General features: G+C 69.5%; 15 protein-coding genes. 10 read left to right on the forward strand and 5 right to left on the reverse strand.

Translation table 11 applies throughout. The features are described 5' to 3' along the window. Both VEB62_RS09720 and VEB62_RS09725 read right to left on the reverse strand, forming a co-directional pair. A partial coding sequence (locus VEB62_RS09720) for an NYN domain-containing protein (RefSeq protein WP_324798655.1) occupies positions 1-506 on the reverse strand: 506 nt, incomplete at its 3' end. 52 nt (positions 507-558) lie between these two features. Next, positions 559-1,269: an SseB family protein gene (locus VEB62_RS09725; protein ID WP_324798657.1), complete on the reverse strand. Its 711-nt coding sequence runs from the start codon at positions 1,267-1,269 to the stop codon at positions 559-561. 205 nt (positions 1,270-1,474) lie between these two features. On the opposite strand from VEB62_RS09725, the gene VEB62_RS09730 reads away from it, so the two are divergent. The 7 genes from VEB62_RS09730 to VEB62_RS09760 all read left to right on the forward strand — a co-directional run bounded on the left by VEB62_RS09730 (position 1,475) and on the right by VEB62_RS09760 (position 7,940). Then, a complete protein-coding gene (locus tag VEB62_RS09730; RefSeq protein WP_324798659.1) occupies positions 1,475-1,843 on the forward strand; it encodes a GntR family transcriptional regulator in 369 nt (122 codons plus the stop codon). Positions 1,844-1,846: 3 nt separating this feature from the next. Then, positions 1,847-2,716 carry an ABC transporter ATP-binding protein gene (locus VEB62_RS09735; protein WP_324798662.1) on the forward strand — a complete coding sequence of 290 codons (870 nt, stop codon included), beginning with the start codon at positions 1,847-1,849 and terminating at the stop codon, positions 2,714-2,716. After that, entirely contained in the window at positions 2,713-3,603 is an 891-nt protein-coding gene (locus tag VEB62_RS09740) for a hypothetical protein (protein ID WP_324798664.1), read from the forward strand. The genes VEB62_RS09735 and VEB62_RS09740 overlap by 4 nt, the downstream gene beginning before the upstream one ends. Before the next feature lie 146 nt (positions 3,604-3,749). After that, a complete protein-coding gene (locus VEB62_RS09745; RefSeq protein WP_324798666.1) occupies positions 3,750-4,439 on the forward strand; it encodes a DUF2306 domain-containing protein in 690 nt (229 codons plus the stop codon). Between the two features lie 70 nt (positions 4,440-4,509). Continuing rightward, positions 4,510-5,715: a vanadium-dependent haloperoxidase gene (locus tag VEB62_RS09750; RefSeq protein ID WP_324798668.1), complete on the forward strand. Its 1,206-nt coding sequence runs from the start codon at positions 4,510-4,512 to the stop codon at positions 5,713-5,715. A 177-nt stretch (positions 5,716-5,892) separates the two neighbouring features. Continuing rightward, complete coding sequence (locus VEB62_RS09755; protein WP_324798670.1) at positions 5,893-6,930, forward strand: HNH endonuclease; 1,038 nt, start codon at positions 5,893-5,895, stop codon at positions 6,928-6,930. A 74-nt stretch (positions 6,931-7,004) separates the two neighbouring features. Further along, positions 7,005-7,940, forward strand: coding sequence for a hypothetical protein (locus VEB62_RS09760; RefSeq protein WP_324798672.1), 936 nt, complete (start codon positions 7,005-7,007; stop codon positions 7,938-7,940). A 428-nt stretch (positions 7,941-8,368) separates the two neighbouring features. On the opposite strand, the gene lepA is transcribed toward VEB62_RS09760, so the two are convergent. After that, positions 8,369-10,177, reverse strand: coding sequence for a translation elongation factor 4 (gene lepA, locus VEB62_RS09765; RefSeq protein WP_324798675.1), 1,809 nt, complete (start codon positions 10,175-10,177; stop codon positions 8,369-8,371). 228 nt (positions 10,178-10,405) lie between these two features. Here lepA and VEB62_RS09770 point away from each other — a divergent pair, with 228 nt between their 5' ends. From VEB62_RS09770 to VEB62_RS09780, 3 genes are all read left to right on the forward strand, one after another. Then, positions 10,406-11,557: an efflux RND transporter periplasmic adaptor subunit gene (locus tag VEB62_RS09770; protein ID WP_324798677.1), complete on the forward strand. Its 1,152-nt coding sequence runs from the start codon at positions 10,406-10,408 to the stop codon at positions 11,555-11,557. 8 nt (positions 11,558-11,565) lie between these two features. After that, positions 11,566-14,658 (forward strand): efflux RND transporter permease subunit, encoded by a 3,093-nt coding sequence (locus tag VEB62_RS09775; RefSeq protein ID WP_324798679.1) that lies wholly within the window; start codon positions 11,566-11,568, stop codon positions 14,656-14,658. Positions 14,659-14,787: 129 nt separating this feature from the next. Beyond that, entirely contained in the window at positions 14,788-14,931 is a 144-nt protein-coding gene (locus tag VEB62_RS09780) for a hypothetical protein (RefSeq protein WP_324798681.1), read from the forward strand. A 155-nt stretch (positions 14,932-15,086) separates the two neighbouring features. On the opposite strand, the gene VEB62_RS09785 is transcribed toward VEB62_RS09780, so the two are convergent. After that, positions 15,087-17,684 carry a TonB-dependent receptor gene (locus VEB62_RS09785; protein ID WP_324798683.1) on the reverse strand — a complete coding sequence of 866 codons (2,598 nt, stop codon included), beginning with the start codon at positions 17,682-17,684 and terminating at the stop codon, positions 15,087-15,089. Positions 17,685-17,918: 234 nt separating this feature from the next. Further along, positions 17,919-19,130 (reverse strand): Na+/H+ antiporter NhaA, encoded by a 1,212-nt coding sequence (gene nhaA, locus VEB62_RS09790; protein WP_324798686.1) that lies wholly within the window; start codon positions 19,128-19,130, stop codon positions 17,919-17,921. Positions 19,131-19,149 lie beyond the last annotated feature (19 nt).

Consider the following 19,149-nt stretch of genomic DNA (forward strand, 5'->3'; position numbering starts at 1 on the left):
CCGCCGGGGGCGGCGGCGGCCTCGGCGGCGGCGGGCTCGCCGGTCGGGCCGACGAGGTTCTCGGTGTAGATGAAGCGGGTGCAGGCCTGGCGGAAGCTTTCGGGCGTCTTGCGCTCGCCGAAGCCGTAGACGTCGACGCCCTCTTCCCTGATGCGGGAAGCCAGACGGGTGAAGTCGGCATCGGACGAGACGAGGCAGAAGCCGTCGAAGCGTCCGGAATGCAGCAGGTCCATGCCGTCGATGACGAGGGCGATGTCGCCGGAGTTCTTGCCCTTGGTGTTGGCGAAATTCTGCTGGGGCTGGATGGCGAAGCGGGCCAGCACGCGGGTCCAGCCGGCGAGCTGGGCGCTGGAGAAATCGCCGTAGATGCGGCGGGCCGAGGCCTCGCCGAGGGTGGCGATCTCGGTGAACAGGGCCTCGGCGATGCGCGGCGAGGCGTTCTCGGCGTCGATCAGCACGGCCAGGCGGGGGGCGCGGTCGGCGCCTTTCAGGGTGTCGGTCGCCATCGTCTTTCGGCCTCCTCGGCTGGAACGGGTGTGGCGCGGCGGGCGGGGCGGGTCAACCGCGGGCGGGCACGATCTCCAGCCCGGCGCCCGGGGCCTCGTCCGGCGATCCGACCACCACGTCGAGGCGGGCGTCCAGCGTGACGCCCTGCAGCGCCCGGTTGATCAGCACCGGAATGGCGGCCTCGCCCGGGGCGACGCGGATGTCGAGCAGGAAGCCCTGCTCGCCGTCGCTCCAGCGGGCCAGGGCCAGCCACGCCGCCTTGACCGCCGGCTCGGCCGTCAGCTCGCGGGTCAGGTTGTCGACGAGGCCGGGCGGGGTGCTGGCGGGCCGGGCCACCCCGGTCGGATAGCGGTCGCGCGGGGCCGGGTTGGGGCGGCCGATCAGGGCGGCGATGGCGTCGGAGCTCCAGCGCGCGCCATAGCCGTGGCCGGGATTCAGCACCGCCGGGTTCTCGCGGATGGTCTCGAGCAGGGTGCGGCCGGGGAAGGCGACCGGTGCGGCGTCGGGGCCGATGGACCGGACCGCCCGCTCGCGCGCGGTGAAGACGGCGGTGGCCGGGCGGCCGTCCTGGGCCACGGTGCGCAGGCGCAGCACGTCGGCGGCGGCCTCGCCGGCCGCGGGGACGACCCACAGCTCGGCGTCGGGGACGGCGGCCTCGAAGGCGGCCCGCTCGCCGGCCCCGCCCGAGGCGGCGGCCATCAGCAGCCGCTCCAGATCGTTGAGCGGCTCGAAGGCGGGCCGGGCGGCGGGGGCGGTGGTCATGGGGTCGGTCCTCGTGCGTCTGCCCCCGTAAGGGGCGTCCGGGGGGCGCGTCTGGCGGGGGCGTCTGGATAGCGCAGGCGGGCGCGGCGGTCGACGGGGCGAGGAGGGTCTTGCGCAGGTGTTATGGTCGTGTATAACACCACTACAGGCCGATCGGCATGGGAGCGTGAGACGATGGTCCAGTCAGGACTGTCCGGAACCGACGATGGACTCAGAATGGAACGACAGCCAGCCGATCTACCGACAGCTCCGCGACCGGGTCGTCGCCATGATTCTTGACGACCTGCTCAGGGAGGGCGACCCGCTGCCGTCGGTGCGCAGCGTGGCGACCGACAGCCGGATCAATCCGCTGACGGTGCTGAAGGCCTATCAGCAACTGGTCGACGAGAGCCTGGTCGAGAAGAAGCGCGGCGTCGGCATGTTCGTCAGCGCCGGGGCGCGGGACCTGCTGCTGCAGGGCGAGCGCCAGCGGTTCCTCGAGGAGCGCTGGCCCGAGATCCGCACGACGATCCAGCGGCTGGGCCTGGCGGCCGAACTGCGCGCCTCCCTCGGCGCCGAAGACGGGGAGGGCTGAGCCGTGGCCGTCGTGGACGCGCGCAACCTGCGCAAGACCTATCGCAAGACCGTGGCGCTGGACGGGATCGACCTGTCGATCGGCGAGGGCCGGATCGTCGGCCTGCTGGGGCCCAACGGGGCCGGCAAGAGCACGGCGCTGCAGGCCATCCTCGGGCTGGTGTCGCATGAGGGGGAGCTGCGCGTGCTGGGGCTCGACCCGTGGCGCCAGCGCGGCGCGCTGATGCAGGAGGTCTGTTTCATCGCCGACGTGGCCGTGCTGCCGCGCTGGATGCGGGTCGGCCAGACGCTGGACTACATGGCCGGGGTGCATCCGCGGTTCGCCCGGGCCCGGGCCGAGGACTTCCTCGCCCGGACCACGATCCGCAAGGACAGCAAGGTCCGCGAACTGTCCAAGGGGATGGTGACCCAGCTGCATCTGGCGCTGGTGATGGCGGTGGACGCCCGGCTGCTGGTGCTGGACGAGCCGACGCTCGGGCTGGACCTGCTGTACCGCAAATCGTTCTTCGACGCCCTGCTCAGCGACTACGCCGACCACCAGCGCACCATCCTCCTGTCGACCCACGACGTGCACGAGATCCAGCATGTGCTGACCGACGTGATCTTCCTCGACCGGGGCCGGATCGCGCTGGGCGCCACCATGGAGGAGGTGGAGGCGCGCTTCGTCGAGGTGGTTGTGGCGGACGACCGGCTGGCGGCGGCGCGTGCGCTGAAGCCGGTGTCGGAACGGCGGATGTTCGGGCGCACCAGCCTGCTGTTCGACGGCGTCGAGCGCGAGCGGCTGGCGCCGCTGGGCGAGCTGCGGACGCCGGGCCTGGCCGATCTGTTCGTGGCCCTGCTCGGCGACAGCGTCCCGCGGGAGGCCGCGGCATGAGCGGCGAACGTCGAGAGTGGAGGCGGCTGGCCCGGACCTTCTACTGGCAGATCCGGCGCGAGCTGTGGGAGCACCGCGCCCTGTGGGTGGCGCCGCTGGCGGTCGCCGCCTTCGCCGTGATCGTGCATCTGGGGACCAGCCTGACCGCCTCCGACGCCGGACGGGCCGCCGCCCTCGCGGATCCGGCCCGGGCCGGGGAGTTCATGACCCACTACAGCGCCATGACCGGCGTCACCGTGGTCACCGGCCTGGTGGTCGGGGTGCTCTACAGCCTGGGCGCGCTGCAGGGCGAGCGGCGCGACCGCAGCATCCTGTTCTGGAAGTCGCTGCCGGTGTCGGACCGCATGACCGTGCTGTCCAAGGCGGCCGTCCCGCTGGTGGTCATCCCGCTGATCGTCTTCCCGATCGTCGTGGTCGCCAGCGGGCTGATGCTGGGGCTGCAGTCGCTGGTGTGGAGCCTCGACGGGTTCGATCCGCGTCCGCTGTGGGCCCGGGTGGACCTGCCGTTCCTGTGGCTGGCCCTGCTGTACGGCCTGCCGTTCATGGCGCTGTGGAACGCGCCCTTCTACGCCTGGATGCTGCTGGTCTCGGCGTGGTCGCGGCGGGTCGCCTTCCTGTGGGCCGCCGCCCCGTTCGCGGCGATCCTTATGGTCGAGCACCTGGCCCTGCACCACACGCCCGCCCACTGGCTGCTGGAGCGGCGCATCGGCGGCGGGGTGCTGCAGCCCTACTCGGCCAACGGCGAGGGGGTAGTGTGGATCGAGCGCCTGTCCGACCTCGATCCGGCGCGGATCTACACCCTGCCCGGCCTGTGGATCGGCGTGCTGATCGCGGCCGGCCTGCTCTACGCGGCGATCCGCATCCGCCGCTCCCGAACGCCCAACTGATCGTCGATCCCGGAAAGGATCAGCCCATGACTTCAGACAGATCCAGAGCCGACACCGGCTGACCGACCGGGGCCCCGCCCCGATCCCCGCACCACCGCCCGCCTTTCACCCCACCGACTTTCGCGACGCCGCGAACGGAGGACGCCATGACCTTGCCTGTTTTCAGCCTCGACAGCCTCGCCCAGACCGCCCTCGTCCTGCACATCAGCGGCGGCGCCGTGGGCCTCGTCTCCGGGTTCGTCGCCCTCGCCGCGCCCAAGGGCCGGCGCGTGCACCGGGCGGCGGGCAAGGTGTTCGTCCTCGCCATGGCGGTGATGGCCTTCTTCGCCCTGGTCGTGGCCCTGCAGCGGGGCCAGCCGCTCAACGCCATCGCCGGCGCCTTCGCCCTCTATCTGATCGGCACCGCCTGGCTGGCTGTGCGCCGCCCGCAAGGGACCGTCGGACGGGCCGAGACGGCCGGCTTGCTCGCCGCCTCGGCCATCGCCGCGACCGGCCTGGCGGTCGCCTTGCGGGGGGCGGGCGGCGACGGCGTGCCCGGCCCGGCCCTCTATGTGTTCGCCGGCGTCGCCGCCCTCGCCGCCGCCGCCGACCTCAGCGTGATCCTGCGGCGCGGGGTGTCCGGCCCGTCGCGCATCGCCCGGCATCTGTGGCGCATGTGCACGGCGCTGTTCATCGCCTCGGGCTCCTTCTTTCTCGGCCAGATGGACGAAATCCCGCAGGCCCTGCGCGGACCGCACCTGTTCGTGCCGGCGCTCGCGCCCCTGGCCGCCCTGCTCTTCTGGATGATCCGGACGCATCTCGCCCGGACATTCAAAAGCGTCCCGGCGACGCCCTGACGGCGCCCGGGACGGCTTCGACACAACCAATCAACCGGAGGAACAAGACATGCGTGCAATGATGATGGGAATGGCCGCTGCCGCGGCCCTGGCGGGGGCCCAGCCCGCCGCCGCGGACACCGTCTCCGACTGGTGGGAGTTCGCCGGCAGGATCGCCCCCTATATGGCGTCCGGGAACACCCCGGAGCAGGGCCGCGCCGTCACCCGCGCCTCCCTGGCGATGTTCGAGGCGGTCAACGCCATCGACCGGCGCTACGAGAGCTATCTCGACTTTCCGGCCGGCGATCCCGCCGCGTCCCAGGACGCCGCCGCGGCCACGGCGGCCTATACGGTGATGCTGCACCACTTCCCGGCCCAGAAGACGGCGCTGGACGACAGCTACGCCATCGCCATGGCGGCCATCACCGACGAGGCGGCGCGCGAGGCCGGCCGGCGGATCGGCGAGCAGGCGGCGCGGGCCGCGATCGCCGCCGGCGGCATCGACCCGGCGCTGTCGGCGACGCCCTACCGGCCGCGCACCACGCCCGGCGTCTGGGTCGCGACCCAGCTGCCGCAGATCGAGGGCTATGCGGTGACCTACCGCCCCTGGGTCATGCCGGCCGCCGACGCCCTGCGGCCGCCGCCCCCGCCCGCCCTGACCAGCGAGCGTTGGGCGCGGGACTATGAGGAGGTCCGCCGGGTGGGCGGCAAGACCAGCGCCGAGCGGACGCCGCACCAGACGCTGATGGCGCGCTACCGTCAGGCGTTCGACCTGACCCCGACGATGCGGCTCGCCGCCGACGCGCCGGGCCGCAGCCCGGTGCAGAACGCCCGCATGTTCGCCCTGCACCAGATGGCCTTCGACGACGCGGTGATCGCCATGGCCGACGCCAAGGCCCACTACGACTTCTGGCGGCCGATCACGGCGATCCGCAACGGCGCCGACGACGGCAACGACGCCACGCAAGCGGACGCCGGCTGGACGCCCCTGCTGGGCACGCCCAATTTCGCGGAATACCCCTGCGGCCACTGCATCGTCGCCGCGACGCACGCGGAGGTGATGAAGGCCGAGATCGGGCCGCGCCCGGCCACGGGCGTCCGGGTCGGATCGCTGGCCGTGCCGATGTCGGCGGTGCAGGTGCTGCCGGGCTGGGACGAATGGGTCCAGGAGGTGTCGGACTCGCGCATCTACGGCGGCGTCCACTTCCGCTTCTCGAATGAGGCCGGCGAGCAGATCGGCCGCGAGGCCGCGCGGATGGTGCTGAATCGCGTGATGCGGCCGCTGCCGGGGCGGTAGGGGGCGCCGTCGGATAGGGGGGAGGTGGGGCGGGACGGGGAGCCTCCCCGCCTTCGCCGGGCAGGGGCGAGGCACAGACTGGTGTCGGGGCGGGAGCCTGCTAACCTCCGGTAGGTGGAGGGCCGGGGCATACCAATCCAGAATAGGAAGCCGCGGCCGGGGCCGCCTCGCATCAAGGTGCGCGACGACGCGGGCGTGGAGCTTGACGCCGAGTTCTCGATCGAGCGCACCGCGACGGGTTTTGACGTGGTCCTGGAGTCCCGGGGCGGCGTTATGCGGAAGTCCGGCAAGAGACGGAACACGGACTACGCCCCCGCCCTGATTCTCCTGTTGGCCCGGATGGCCGGGCTCGATCTGGCGATCCAGCAGGCCCGGATCGCCAGCTCGACCACCGAAGCTCTCACGCCGGAACAGCGACGGCTGAATCTGCGTGACCATCCCTGCCCTGTCCAGTTGGCCGACCTGACAGATTTTGAGCCGCTGCGGCTCGACCTCGGCCGTTCGCTGGCGGCGTTCCGCGCGACCGCCGAGAGCAAGGGGGAGGGAACCTCCGCGAAGAAGCTCCGCCTGTCGGTCGTGGGTCCCGAGCTCGGCGGGATGTCGGAGAAGTCTTTCGCCCGGCGTCTGGCAGAACCTGCCACGCGGCGCAGGGCCATGCAGGATGTCGGCAGCGACTTCACCGAGGACCATTACGACGAGGGAGAGCCGGGCCACGCTTCCGTGTGGACCGAGCCTCCGACAGCTGACCCCGAGGCGCTGGCCGCCAGCGTCCGGGCGCTGCGGCGAAAACTGAAGGGCCGTCGTGCGCCGAAGGCGCCGCCGCCGGGATCACCTGGCGGCCAGCAGGTCATCGGCCAGACCATTCGCTACGTCCGAGACCCCAATGTCATCGTCTGGGTGCTGGAGACGGCGGATGGGCGCTGCGAGGTCTGCGAACAGGCGGCGCCGTTCTCACGGGAAGACGGGAGCCCGTTTCTGGAAGTGCATCATGTGCGTCCGCTGGGTGAAGGCGGGCCGGACACGGTCGACAACGCAGTGGCGGCCTGCCCGAACTGTCACCGGCGGCTCCATTACGCCACTGACCGGGTCGCAGTGCGGGAGGTGGTCATTCAGAGGATTGGACGTCTGCAGGATCACCCGGGGAGGCTCCTGATGACGGATATCCCCCTCCAGATCGTCCCGGACGAAGAAGAGCCACCGGTCAGGAGCGCCTGACTTCGCCATATCGTTCTTGAGGGGGGACTAACATGGTAACGACACGACAGGTCTTTCGCGGCGCTGCACGCACCATGCGGGCCATTGATCGCGAGGCTAAGCGATCGCAGGCGCGGCGGGTCGCCTATGAACGATCCGCCCAGAAGATCGCCCTGCTCGAGGAGGCCGCCGACGCGGCGGACGAATATCAGCAGATGATCGACCAGTTGGTCGGAGCCCATCGCATCGCGTTCCGGCCCGTCGACTGGGAGGCGAAGGCGCAATGCGAGCCCCTACCCATGCCCGAACGGACTTCCGTTACGGAGGAAGCCGCCAGACGGGCGGCGGGCGGCTATCATCCGAACTGGTTCGACCGGACCTTCGGTCTCGCCAGAGGGAAGGTCGCGCGACTTGAGTCAGCGGTGGCGCACGCCGTCATCCATGACGAAGCCATGCATCGCGCCGAATGCGGCAAGGTGCGCGCCGTCAACGACGGAATCGAACTGGCGCGCAAACTGATCGCCCTGGATCGAGACGCGGTCGCCAAGGTCGTGAATGAGCAAAGCGGGCTGGGTGACCTTCCGTTCTGCGTCGAGGCGCTGGACCTCTGGTTCGGCGAGAACCGGCAGGTGATCGCCCGCGTCGACGGCTTGGACCTCGAGGACATGCCGACGCAGTCGGTGACCCTGCTTCAGTCCGGCAAGGCCTCGGTCAAGCCGCTCAGCCCGGCGAAGATTCAGGAGCTGCACCGGGCCAACATCTGCGCCTCGGCTCTGCGGGTCGCCGTCGAACTGCTGAAGGTCGTCCCGGTCCCCATGGTCGAGGTGGTGATGGAAACCGACCTGCTGGACCCCGCTACGGGTCACATCGAGCCGAAGCCGGTTCTGAGCGTGAAGGTCTCACGTCAGGCGATCGCGACGCTCGCGCTGGAACGGACGGAGGCGCCGGCGGTGGTGGAGCGGCTGGGCGGGGAGATGGACTGGAACAGCCGGCGGGGATTTGCGGCGATTGCAGATGGGTGCGTAGCCTAAATGGTTCGCTTGGGAGAGAGCATCCCGGGCAGGTCGCGGCAATGGAAGCGGAAGTGGTAGCCGAGGGCGTGGACGAGGCGGCGGGCGGTGAGCTCCGGGGCGGTGTTTGAGCGGAAAAACAGGCTGGCGCCAGAGAGAAAGCATCGTTGGCTGGAGGATTTCCAGTTCCGAAGATGAGAGACGAAAGGCCGCCGAAGTGTCGCTTCTGAGCCTGCATCAGGCCCACGGCATCGATATCGACACATTTGTCGATGTGTATGCTCAGAATATCGGCACCAAAAGCCAAACCAGCCTAGCGCCCGCGCGTGTAGTGAATGCGCTCCGAGCGGCCGGCGCACAGATGGACGCTAGGGATATCAGGCACACGCTGAGCCAGTTGCGGCTGGTGGAACCCGCAGACTACGCCAAGGCGAGGCCGCACGAGGACATCAGTCCTCGTCCATCTTCAGCGCCGCGATGAACGCCTCCTGCGGGATCTCCACCTTGCCGAACTGGCGCATCCGCTTCTTGCCGGCCTTCTGCTTCTCGAGCAGCTTCTTCTTGCGGGTGGCGTCGCCGCCGTAGCATTTGGAGGTGACGTCCTTGCGCAGGGCGCGGACGGTTTCGCGGGCGATGATCTTGCCGCCGATGGCCGCCTGGATCGGGATGACGAACAGGTGGGGCGGGATCAGCTCCTTCATCTTCTCGACCATGCTGCGCCCGCGCATCTCGGCGCGGCCGCGGTGGACCAGCATGGAGAGGGCGTCGACCGGCTCGGAGTTGACCAGGATGTTCATCTTGACCAGGTCGCCCTCGCGGTAGTCGCTGAGCTCGTAGTCGAAGGAGGCGTAGCCCTTGGAGATGGATTTCAGCCGGTCGTAGAAGTCGAAGACGACCTCGTTGAGCGGCAGTTCGTAGACCACCAGGGCGCGGCTGCCGACGTAGGACAGTTCGACCTGCTGGCCGCGCCGGTCCTGGCACAGCTTGATGACGCCGCCGAGGTACTCGTCGGGGGTCAGGATGGTGGCCTTGATCCACGGCTCGGAGATGCTGAGGATCTGCATCACATCGGGCAGGTCGGCCGGGTTGTGCAGCTCCATGGTCGAGCGGTCGCGCAGGCCGATCTTGTAGACCACCGACGGGGCGGTCGCGATCAGGTCGAGGTTGAACTCGCGGCTGAGGCGCTCCTGGATGATCTCCAGGTGCAGCAGGCCGAGGAAGCCGCAGCGGAAGCCGAAGCCGAGGGCGGCGCTGGACTCCATCTCGTAGGTGAAGCTGGCGTCGTTGAGGCGCAGGCGGCCGATGGCGGCGCGCAGGTCCTCGAAGTCGGCGGCGTCGACCGGGAACAGGCCGCAGAACACCACCGACTGGACCTCCTTGAAGCCCTTGAGCGGTTCGGCGGTCGGCTTCTTCTCGTCGGTGATGGTGTCGCCGACGGCGGCGTGGGCGACCTCCTTGATCTGGGCGGTGATGAAGCCGACCTCGCCGGGGCCGAGGCTCTCGACCGGGGTGTTCTTGGGCAGGAAGACGCCAACCCGGTCGATCAGATGGGTCGAGCCGTTCTGCATCATCTTGACGCGCTGGCCGGCGCGCAGGGAGCCGTCGAAAACGCGGACCAGCACGACGACGCCGAGGTAGGGGTCGTACCAGGCGTCGACCAGCAGGGCCTTGAGCGGGGCGTTGGGGTCGCCCTTGGGGGCCGGCAGGCGGGTGACGATGGCCTCCAGCACGTCCTCGATGCCGATGCCCGACTTGGCCGAGCAGAGCACGGCGTCGGAGGCGTCGATGCCGATGACGTCCTCGATCTGCTGGCGGACGCGCTCGGGTTCGGCGGCGGGCAGGTCGATCTTGTTGAGGACCGGGACGATCTCGTGGTTGTTGTCGATGGCCTGGTAGACATTGGCCAGGGTCTGGGCCTCGACGCCCTGCGACGCGTCGACCACCAGCAGGCTGCCCTCGCAGGCGGCCAGGGAGCGCGACACCTCATAGGCGAAGTCGACGTGGCCGGGGGTGTCCATCAGATTGAGGACGTAGTCGAGGCCGTCCTTCGCCGTGTAGTTCAGGCGCACGGTCTGCGCCTTGATGGTGATGCCCCGCTCCTTCTCGATGTCCATGTTGTCGAGCACCTGGGCGCTCATCTCGCGCGCGGTCAGGCCGCCGGTGACCTGGATCAGCCGGTCGGACAGGGTCGACTTGCCGTGGTCGATGTGCGCGACCACGCTGAAATTTCTGATGCGTTCGATGGGAGGGGTCGTCATGGCCGCGCCGGTAGCACGGCAGGGCCGGATCGCCAACGCGGGCGGCGTCGAAGCGCGCTCCGCCACTGTTTTTGTGGCGGATTACATCGCCGTAAGGCGGCGCATTCGTATTTGAGAATAGATCGCGGAACAGCTATTCAACGACCGATGACAAGGTCGCCGGGACTGGCCGACCGTGGACACGCGCGCGGCTCCCCTCCGCGCTGCAGGGGATCTGACGTGGCGAACATGAAACGGAACAGCTGGACCCGCGCGATCGCCCTGAGCCTGACGCTGGCGCTCGCCGCCTGCGGCGCCGGCGAGGACGCGGCCAGAAAGGCCGAGGCCAAGGCCGCCGCCGGCGCCGGCGGCGGCAGCAGCCAGACGGTCACGGTCGCCGCGGCGGCGCTCCAGAACCTGCCGCGCATCGTTACGGCGTCCGGCACCATCTCCGCCTGGGAAGAGGTGCCGGTCGGCGCCGAGGCCGGCGGCCTCACCGCGACCGGCGTCTATGTCGACGAGGGGCGCTACGTCCGCCAGGGCCAGCCGCTGGTCCAGCTCAACGACGCCCTGCTGCGCGCCCAGCTGCGCCAGCAGCAGGCCGGGGTGCAGACCGCCCAGGCCAACGCCGCGCGCGACCAGTCCGCCCTCGCCCGGGCCCAGGAGCTGAAGGAGCGCGGCTTCCTCAGCCAGGCCTCGCTGGACACCGCCCTGGCCAACCAGCGGGCGTCCGCCGCCAATCTTCTCGCCGCCCAGGCCTCGCTGTCCGAAACCCGCACCCGACTGGCCCAGGCCACGATCCGGGCGCCGGTGTCCGGCCTGGTGATCAGCCGCAGCGTCACCCGGGGCCAGATCGTCGCCCCCGGGACCGAACTGTTCCGCATCGTCCGCGACGGCCGGCTGGAGCTCGACGCCCAGGTGCCCGAGACCGAACTGGCGCTGGTCCGCGCCGGCCAGTCCGCCGTCATCTCGTCCGACCAGGTCGGCGAGACCACCGGAACGGTCCGTATCGTGACGCCCGAGGTGAACACCGAGACCCGGCTGGGCATCGCCCGGATCGCCGTGTCCGGCGGCGGCTTCCGTCCCGGCATGTTCGCCCGCGCCCGCATCCAGGTCGGGGACCAGGCCGCCGTCACCGTGCCGACCCCGGCGGTGCTGTATCGCGAGAACCGGGCCGGCGTGTTCGTGCTGGGCGCCGATGGCCGCGCGCGGTTCCGGCCGGTTGTGGTCCTGTCGCGGACCACCGACCGGACCGCCGTCACCGGCATCGAGGCCGGCGTGCGCGTGGTGGTCGAGGGCGCCGGCTTCCTCGGCGAGGGGGACCGCGTCACCGTCGCGGGCGCCCGGCCCCCCGCGGCGACTCCGGTCGCCCGCGGGTCCGTCGCCGCAGCGAAGAAATAGGCCCGGCGATGAAGAACATCTCGTCCTGGTCGATCAAGAACCCGATCCCGATCATCCTCATGTTCGTGCTGCTGACGTTCGCGGGCGTCAACAGCTTCCTCGGGATGCGGATCAACAACAATCCCGACATCGATTTCCCCCTGGTCAACGTCACCGCGGTGCGTCCGGGCGCGGCCCCCGCCGAGATGGAGATCCAGGTCACCCGGCTGGTCGAGGATTCCCTGTCCGGCCTGTCCGGCGTGCGCCACATCACCTCGCAGGTCACCGACGGCGTCTCGAACACCCAGATCGAATTCGAACTGGGCACCGACACCGAGCGGGCGACCAACGACGTCCGCAACGCCATGAGCGGCCTGCGCGCCGACCTGCCGCAGGACATGCAGGAACCCAGCGTCCAGCGCATCGACATCACCGGCGACGACCTGATCCAGTGGGTTGTCCGCTCGCCCACCATGACGCCGGAGGAGATGAGCTGGTTCGTCGACAACGAGGTCACGCGCGCCCTGCTGGCCGTCCGCGGCGTCGGCGAGGTCAACCGGTCCGGCGGCGTGGACCGCGAGATCCGGGTCGAGATCGACCCCGACCGACTGGCCTCGTTCGGCGTGACGGCGGCGGCCGTCAGCCAGACCCTGACCTCGATCAACAGCGACATGCCGGGCGGCCGGGTCACGATCTCGGGCTCGGAGCGCGCCATCCGCACGCTCGGCTCGGCCAATTCGGTCGAACAGTTGCGCGAGACGCTGATCCCCGTCTCCGGCGGCCGGACGGTCCGGCTGGGCGATCTCGGAACCGTCGAGGACCATTGGGGCGAACCGCGCCGTCTGGCCCGCTACAACGGCCAGGAGGCGGTCACCTTCGAGATTCTGCGCTCGCGATCCGCCAGCGAGGTCAGGGTCGCCGAACTGGCCCGCAAACGGGTGGCGGAGATCGACGCGGCCCATCCCGAGCTGACCATCGAACAGGTCAGCGCCAACGTGAAGTTCACCGAGGAAAGCTACACGGCCTCGCTGGAAGCCTTGCTGCTGGGCGCGGTCCTGGCGGTGGTGGTGGTGTTCATCTTCCTGCGGGACTGGCGGGCGACGATCATCACCGCCCTGGCGATTCCGCTGTCGCTGATCCCGACCTTCGCCATCCTCGGACCGCTGGACCAGTCCCTGAACGGGGTCACCATGCTGGCCCTGTCGCTGACGGTCGGCATCCTCGTCGACGACGCGATCGTGGAGATCGAGAACATCGTCCGCCACATGCGCGGCGGCAAGACGCCGTACGTGGCCTCGATGGAGGCGGCCGACGAGATCGGTCTGGCCGTCGTGGCGACCACGGCCACCATCATCGCCGTCTTCGCGCCCGTGGGCTTCATGCCGGGCATCGTCGGGCAGTTCTTCAAGGCCTTCGCGCTGGCCGCCTGCGTCTCGGTGGCCTTCTCGCTGGTCGTGGCGCGGACGCTCACGCCGCTGATCGCCGCCTATCTGCTCAAGCATCAGAAGCACGAGGACAGCGATCCGTTCTGGATGGCCGGCTATCTCAAGGCACTGGGCTGGTGCCTCGCGAACCGCTGGAAGGTGTTCGGCATGGGCACCGCGCTGGTCATCGCCTCCGCGGCCACCATCGTCACCGGCGCCGTGCCGTTCGAGTTCATGTCGGCGGGGGACCAGTCGCGCGCCTCGTTTTCGGTCGAACTGCCGCCGGGCGCGACTTTGCGCCAGACCGACGCCGTCGTGCAGCGGATCACCCGCGACCTGCGGCAGAGGCCGGAAGTGGTCTCCGTCTTCGCCCAGATCGGCGGCCAGGACGTCGGCCAGGCCAATGTCTATGCCGACATGGTCGGCAAGGGCGAACGCGCGCTGAGCCAGCAGGCCTTCCAGCGCGAGATGGTCGACCGGTGGAAAGCCATCCCCGGGGCCAGGATCGGGTCCGGGGCCGCCCAGGGCGGCGGCGGACCATCGGACGGCACCAGCTACACCTTCGCCATCCTGAGCGACGACGGCGAGAAACTGGACGCCGCGGCGCGCCGCATCGAAGCCGAGATGCGCCGCGTCCCCGGACTGGCCAACGTGGTCAACACCGCCTCGATCGCCCGGCCCGAGATCCTGGTCACCCCGCGTCCCGACCAGGCCGCCCTGATGGGCGTCTCGACCGGCGCGATCTCACAGACCATCCGCGTCGCCACCATCGGCGACGTCGAGCAGAACCTGCCCAAATACAACCTCGGCGACCGCCAGGTGCCGATCCGGCTTCAGCTGACCGCCGAGGCGCGGGAGGACCTGTCGGTGCTGGAGACCCTGCGCGTGCCCACGGATACGGGCGGCGCCGTGCCGCTGAGCGCCGTCGCGGAAATCCGGTTCGGCTCCGGCCCGTCGCAGGTGGTGCGTCAGGACCGGGCGCGGATCGCCTCGATCACCGCCGAGCTGGACGGCATCCGTTCGGGCGACGCCGCCAATCGGGTGTCCGAACTGCCGTCCGTCAAGAACCTGCCCGCCGGCGTGCGCGAGGTGCCAGCGGGCGACACCGAGTTCATCCAGGAAATGGTGCTGGGCTTCGCCATCGCCTTCGCGACCGGCCTGTTCCTGATGTATGCGGTGCTGGTGCTGCTGTTCCGCAGCTTCGCCTATCCGATCACCATCATGGCCTCCCTGCCGCTGGCCGTCGGGGGCGCGCTGGCGGGATTGATGATCGCCAGCTCCAGCTTCTCGATCTCGTCGCTGATCGGGGTGCTGATGCTGATGGGCATCGCGGCCAAGAACTCGATCCTGCTGGTCGACTATATCGTCGAGGCCGAAAAGAGCGGGATGAAGCGCTTCGAGGCCATCATGGACGCCGCCCACAAGCGGGCGCGGCCGATCCTGATGACCACCTTCGCCATGGGCGCGGGCATGATGCCCGTCGCCATCGGCTGGGGCGCCGACGTCGAGTTCCGACAGCCGATGGCCATCGCCGTGGTGGGAGGGCTGATCTCCTCGACCTTCCTGTCACTGCTGTTCATCCCGCCGATCTTCACCATCGTCGACGACATCGCAGGCTTCTTCGCCCGCAGGATGAGCAAGATGTTCGCCAGCCAGCGGGATGAGCCCACGGGGCCGGAGCCGTACGTCGCCGAATAGGCGGTCTGCCTCCGGCGGAAACGGGCCGCGGGGCCGCGGGGCCGCAATCGCCCCGTTTGATCGGGGCCGCAACCAATCCGGTCCGGCGCCCCTTTGGTTGGTATGAAAACCGGAAGGCAGTGCCGGATCATGGCCGCCGAGGCGGCCGGCCGGGCCTACATCACCACCGACGAAATCCTCAAGGCGCAGCTGACAGCCCATGCCGAGGCATGGGCGGCATTGGGCGAAATGGCGGACAGGCAGGACGCGCTGCTCCTGGATATCCTGCCCTGACAGGCCGCCCTGGCGTGTCCGGCGGGCCCATCCCGCGATCACCGTGGCGAGCGTCTTCGCAGGCGCGGTCTCATGATCGAAATGCATGACCCAGAACGAAGCCGGCCGGGGTTTCCCCCGGCCGGCCCGTCCGTCCCGCCTTGCGACGGCCGGTTCTAGTACTTGTAGCGCAGGGTGGCGCCCCAGGTCCGCGGCGCGCCGAGGAAGGCGTCGTAGGTCTGGCTGTCCAGCGCCGGGTTATAGTAGGTGCCGTTCGGCTGGACGGTCGACTGGAACGCCGAGCCCTGCAGCGGGGCGTTGTAGGCGACCTGGATGTATTCCTCGTCGGTGAGGTTCTGCACCCAGAGTTCGGCCGTCCAGCGCTCATCCTCGGTGCCGAGCGAGACGCGCCCGTTCAGCGTGGTGAAGGCGTCCTGCTGCTTGAAGGGGATCAGGTCCGAGCCGGTGTTGTACTCGGTCATGTACTTGCCGGCGAGGCTGAAGCCCGTGCGCAGGCCGTTGCCGATGCTGCGATTGAAATTGATCGACAGGGTGGCGGACCATTCCGGCGCGAACGACGCCGTGGAGCCCGGCAGCAGCGACAGCTGCGGGAAGTTGCCCGGGTTGGCCAGGTCGGCGGCGGTGAACTCGCCGTACTCGGCCTCGGTCCAGGTGACGCCGCCCTGGAAGCTCAGGCCGTCGACCGGCGAGAACCACAGGAAGTCGGCGTCGACGCCGCGCGAGGTCAGTTCCGGGATCGACTCCACCACGAAGGCGGTGCCGAGGAAGGTGTTGAGCTGGAAGTCCTGGAACGTCTGGTCGAAGTAGGTGGCGTTCAGCAGCAGGGAGCGATCCAGCAGCGTCATCTTCAAGCCGGCCTCGTAGCTGTCGACCACTTCGGACGGGAACAGCAGCGAGGCGGTCGGGGTGATGCCCGACTGCACCCGGTCGAGGTTGTAGCCGAAGCTCTTGTAGCCGCGGGCGTAGGAGACGTAGGTCATGACCGACGGGTTCAGGCGGTAGGCCGCCTTGATCGTGCCGCTGAGCTCGCTGTCGTCGAACTCTTCCTGGACCCTGCGGTTGTTGAAGGCGATGTTCGACCAGGGAAGGCAGAAGGTGCCGAGGATGGTCGCGGCGTTGCCCGCGCCGACCACCGCGCCGATGGCGCCGGCGTTGGCCAGGGCCGCGCCGCAGGTGTTGCCGTTGCCGTTGGTGTTCTTCTGCAGCCCGTGCAGGCTCTTGTCGTCCATCGTGTAGCGCAGGCCCAGCGTCACATCGAACCGGTCCGTGAGGCGCCAGGTGTTGTTGGTGAACAGGGCGAACGAGGTCGACGTCTGCGAATAGACGTCCTCATAGCCCTGGCCGACGGTGAAGCCGGGTCCGCCGCCGCCGACGGCGCCGCCGGTGCCGAGGCAGGCGCCGAATCCGGGGGCGGTCTGGGCGGCGCGGGTATAGCAGCCGATCGTATTCGGGCTGACCGGCAGGGCCGGGTTCGCCGCATTCAGTCGGGCGCTGAGCAGGAAGGACAGGAAGGGCGTGTAGTCGGCGCCGAAATACCAGCTGTCGGTGCGGCCGATCTCTTCCTTGGTCGCAAACAGGCCGACCAGCCAGTCGAGGCTGTCCGTCGAGCCGGCGAGGCGGAACTCCTGGGTCAGATTCTCGACTTCGTAGCCGTAGTCGCCGTCCTGGACGCGGTAGGCGATGTCCGCGCCGGTGAAGTCGATGTCCTGACCCAGCTCGGACGACCAGTCACGCCACGAGGTGACGGAGGTCAGGGTGGCGTTGATCGACGTCAGGTCGATATTGGCCTCGGCCGACAGGCCCATGTCCGTGACGTCCTGGCCGGTGGCCCGGTTGGCGTAGGCGGTGCGGTCGAAGGGCAGCATGCCGAAGCCGGGGGCCGGCGGGCGCTGGCCCGGGCCGGCGGAAAGGGCGTCGATGAAGGGATAGGTCGGCCCGGTGCGGATCTGCGTGCCGACGCAGCAGTATTCGTTGCGCACCGAATAGTCGGCGATCAGGCGGATCGAGGCGTTGTCGTTCGGCAGGATCAGCAGTTGCCCGCGCAGCGTCGCGAACTCCTGGTTGCCGTCATCCGTCTCCATCCGGGGGCCGTCCCCGGTGTCGATGTTCATGAAGCCGTCGCGGACGCGGCTGGCGGCATAGACGCGGAAGGCGACCTGGTCGTTGATCGGGCCGGTCACGGAGCCCGCGATGCCGACGGCGTCGTAGTTGCCGACCGTCATTTCGAGGTTCACGCCCGGCGTGAACGACGGGGCCTCGGTGATGATGTTGATGACGCCGGCCGAGGTGTTCTTGCCGAACAGCGTGCCCTGCGGTCCCTTCAGGATCTCGATGCGCTGCATTTCGCCCAGGTCGCCGAAGCCGACCGAGTTGCGCGAGCGATAGACGCCGTCGATGACCACGCCGACCGAGCTTTCCAGGCCGGGGTTGTCGCCGACCGTGCCGACGCCGCGGATGCGGGCGGTGGTCGAGGCTTCCGACGCCGTCGAGGTGACGGTCATGCCGGGGGTCAGGATCTGCAGATCCTTGATGTCGCGGACGCCCGCGTCCTCGAGAACCTCTTCCGACAGGCTCGTGACCACGATCGGCACGTCCTGCAGGTTCTGCTCGCGCTTCTGGGCCGTTACGATGATGTCGTCGACGGTGGTCGGGCCCTCGGGGTCCTGGGCCGAGGCGACCCCGGCGAAGCCGAAGGCGACGGCGCCGACGACGGCGGCTGACGCGGTGCAGCGAAGAAGGTTGGTAAGGCGCATGGGCGGTTCCCCGACGTTGGCCGGGTTCCCGCGATGTGCGGGTTGCCGCGGCGTTTCCTGATCCCTGGTCCGCGCTCTTCTTGCGGAGCGCGGAAACTCCAGCATTCGGGGTAATCCAAGCCGGACTCCGCCACAAGCATTCGGGGCCGGAGCGGCCTCATTTCGGCCGTGGCGCAAGCCTGACTGTGACGCAAAAGCGACAGAAACCGATGACGTTAGGTCAATATTCGCCCGCTATCGGGCAGTATCCGGCGCGTCCACGACCGATTCCTTGCGCCGTCGACCAGCAAAAGCCAGCACCGCCGCGCCGATCACGGCCGACAGGAACGAGCCGCCCAGCACGCCCAGCTTGACCTCGACCTGCTGCGGCGAGTCGATGGCGCCCGGGAAAGCCAGGACGCCGATGAACAGGCTCATGGTGAAACCGACGCCGCACAGCAGGCTGACCCCGTAGAGCTCAAGCCAGGTCGACCCTGTGGGACGGCGCCCGATCTTCAGCGCGGAGGCCAGCCATGCCGCCCCGAACACGCCGACCTGCTTGCCCACGAACAGGCCGAGCGCCACGCCGATCACCAGCGGGGCGAAGGCCTGCTCCAGCGTCAGGCCGGCGAAGCTGACGCCCGCCTTGGCGAAGGCGAACAGCGGCAGGACCAGATAAGCCACCCAGGGGTGCAGGTCGTGCATCGCTTCCTGCAGCGGAATCTGACCGTCGCGACGCCGGCCGTTGACGGGCACGATGGCGGCGAACGCCACCGCCGTCAGCGAGGTCGACAGGCCCGACAGCACCGTCAGATACCAGACGAGGCCGAAACCCAGCACCCAGAACGGGGCCGGGACCTTCCAGCGACGCGCCGCCACACCGCCCGCCAGCAGCAGGCCGACGACCCAGATCAACGGCTGCCAGACCACGCCGCTCGAGAACAGCAGGGCGATCAGGGCGATGGCTCCGAGATCGTCGACGATGGCCAGGGTCAGCAGGAACACCCGCAGCGACGAGGGCAGCCGGCGCGCCGCCACGGCGAACACCGCCAGGGCGAAGGCGATGTCCGTGGCCAGCGGAATCGGCCAGCCTCCGTGCGGCCCGCCGGCGGCGCCCGACACGGCCAGATACACCAGGGCCGGCGCGACCATGCCGCCCAGCGCCGCCAGCACCGGCGTCGCCAGCTTCTTCGGATCGCTCAGTTCGCCCCGCAGGATCTCGTATTTGATCTCCAGCCCGACCACGAGGAAGAAGACCGCCATCAGGCCCTCCTTGATCCATTCGGAGATCGTCAGTTCGAGCAGCAGCGGGCCGAGCTGGAGGATGTGCTCGCTCTTCAGCCAGGCGAAATAGGTCGCCGACAGCGGCGAGTTGGCGATGACCAGCGCGGCGAGGGCGGCGAGGCCGAGGACGGCGCCCGAGGCAGCCTCGGTCCTGAGGAAATCGAGAGTGATCTTGCGCGCCACGGCGGCCTCCGGACTGGAA

It is taken from the genome of Brevundimonas sp. (assembly GCF_035626975.1).
Lineage (GTDB): Bacteria > Pseudomonadota > Alphaproteobacteria > Caulobacterales > Caulobacteraceae > Brevundimonas.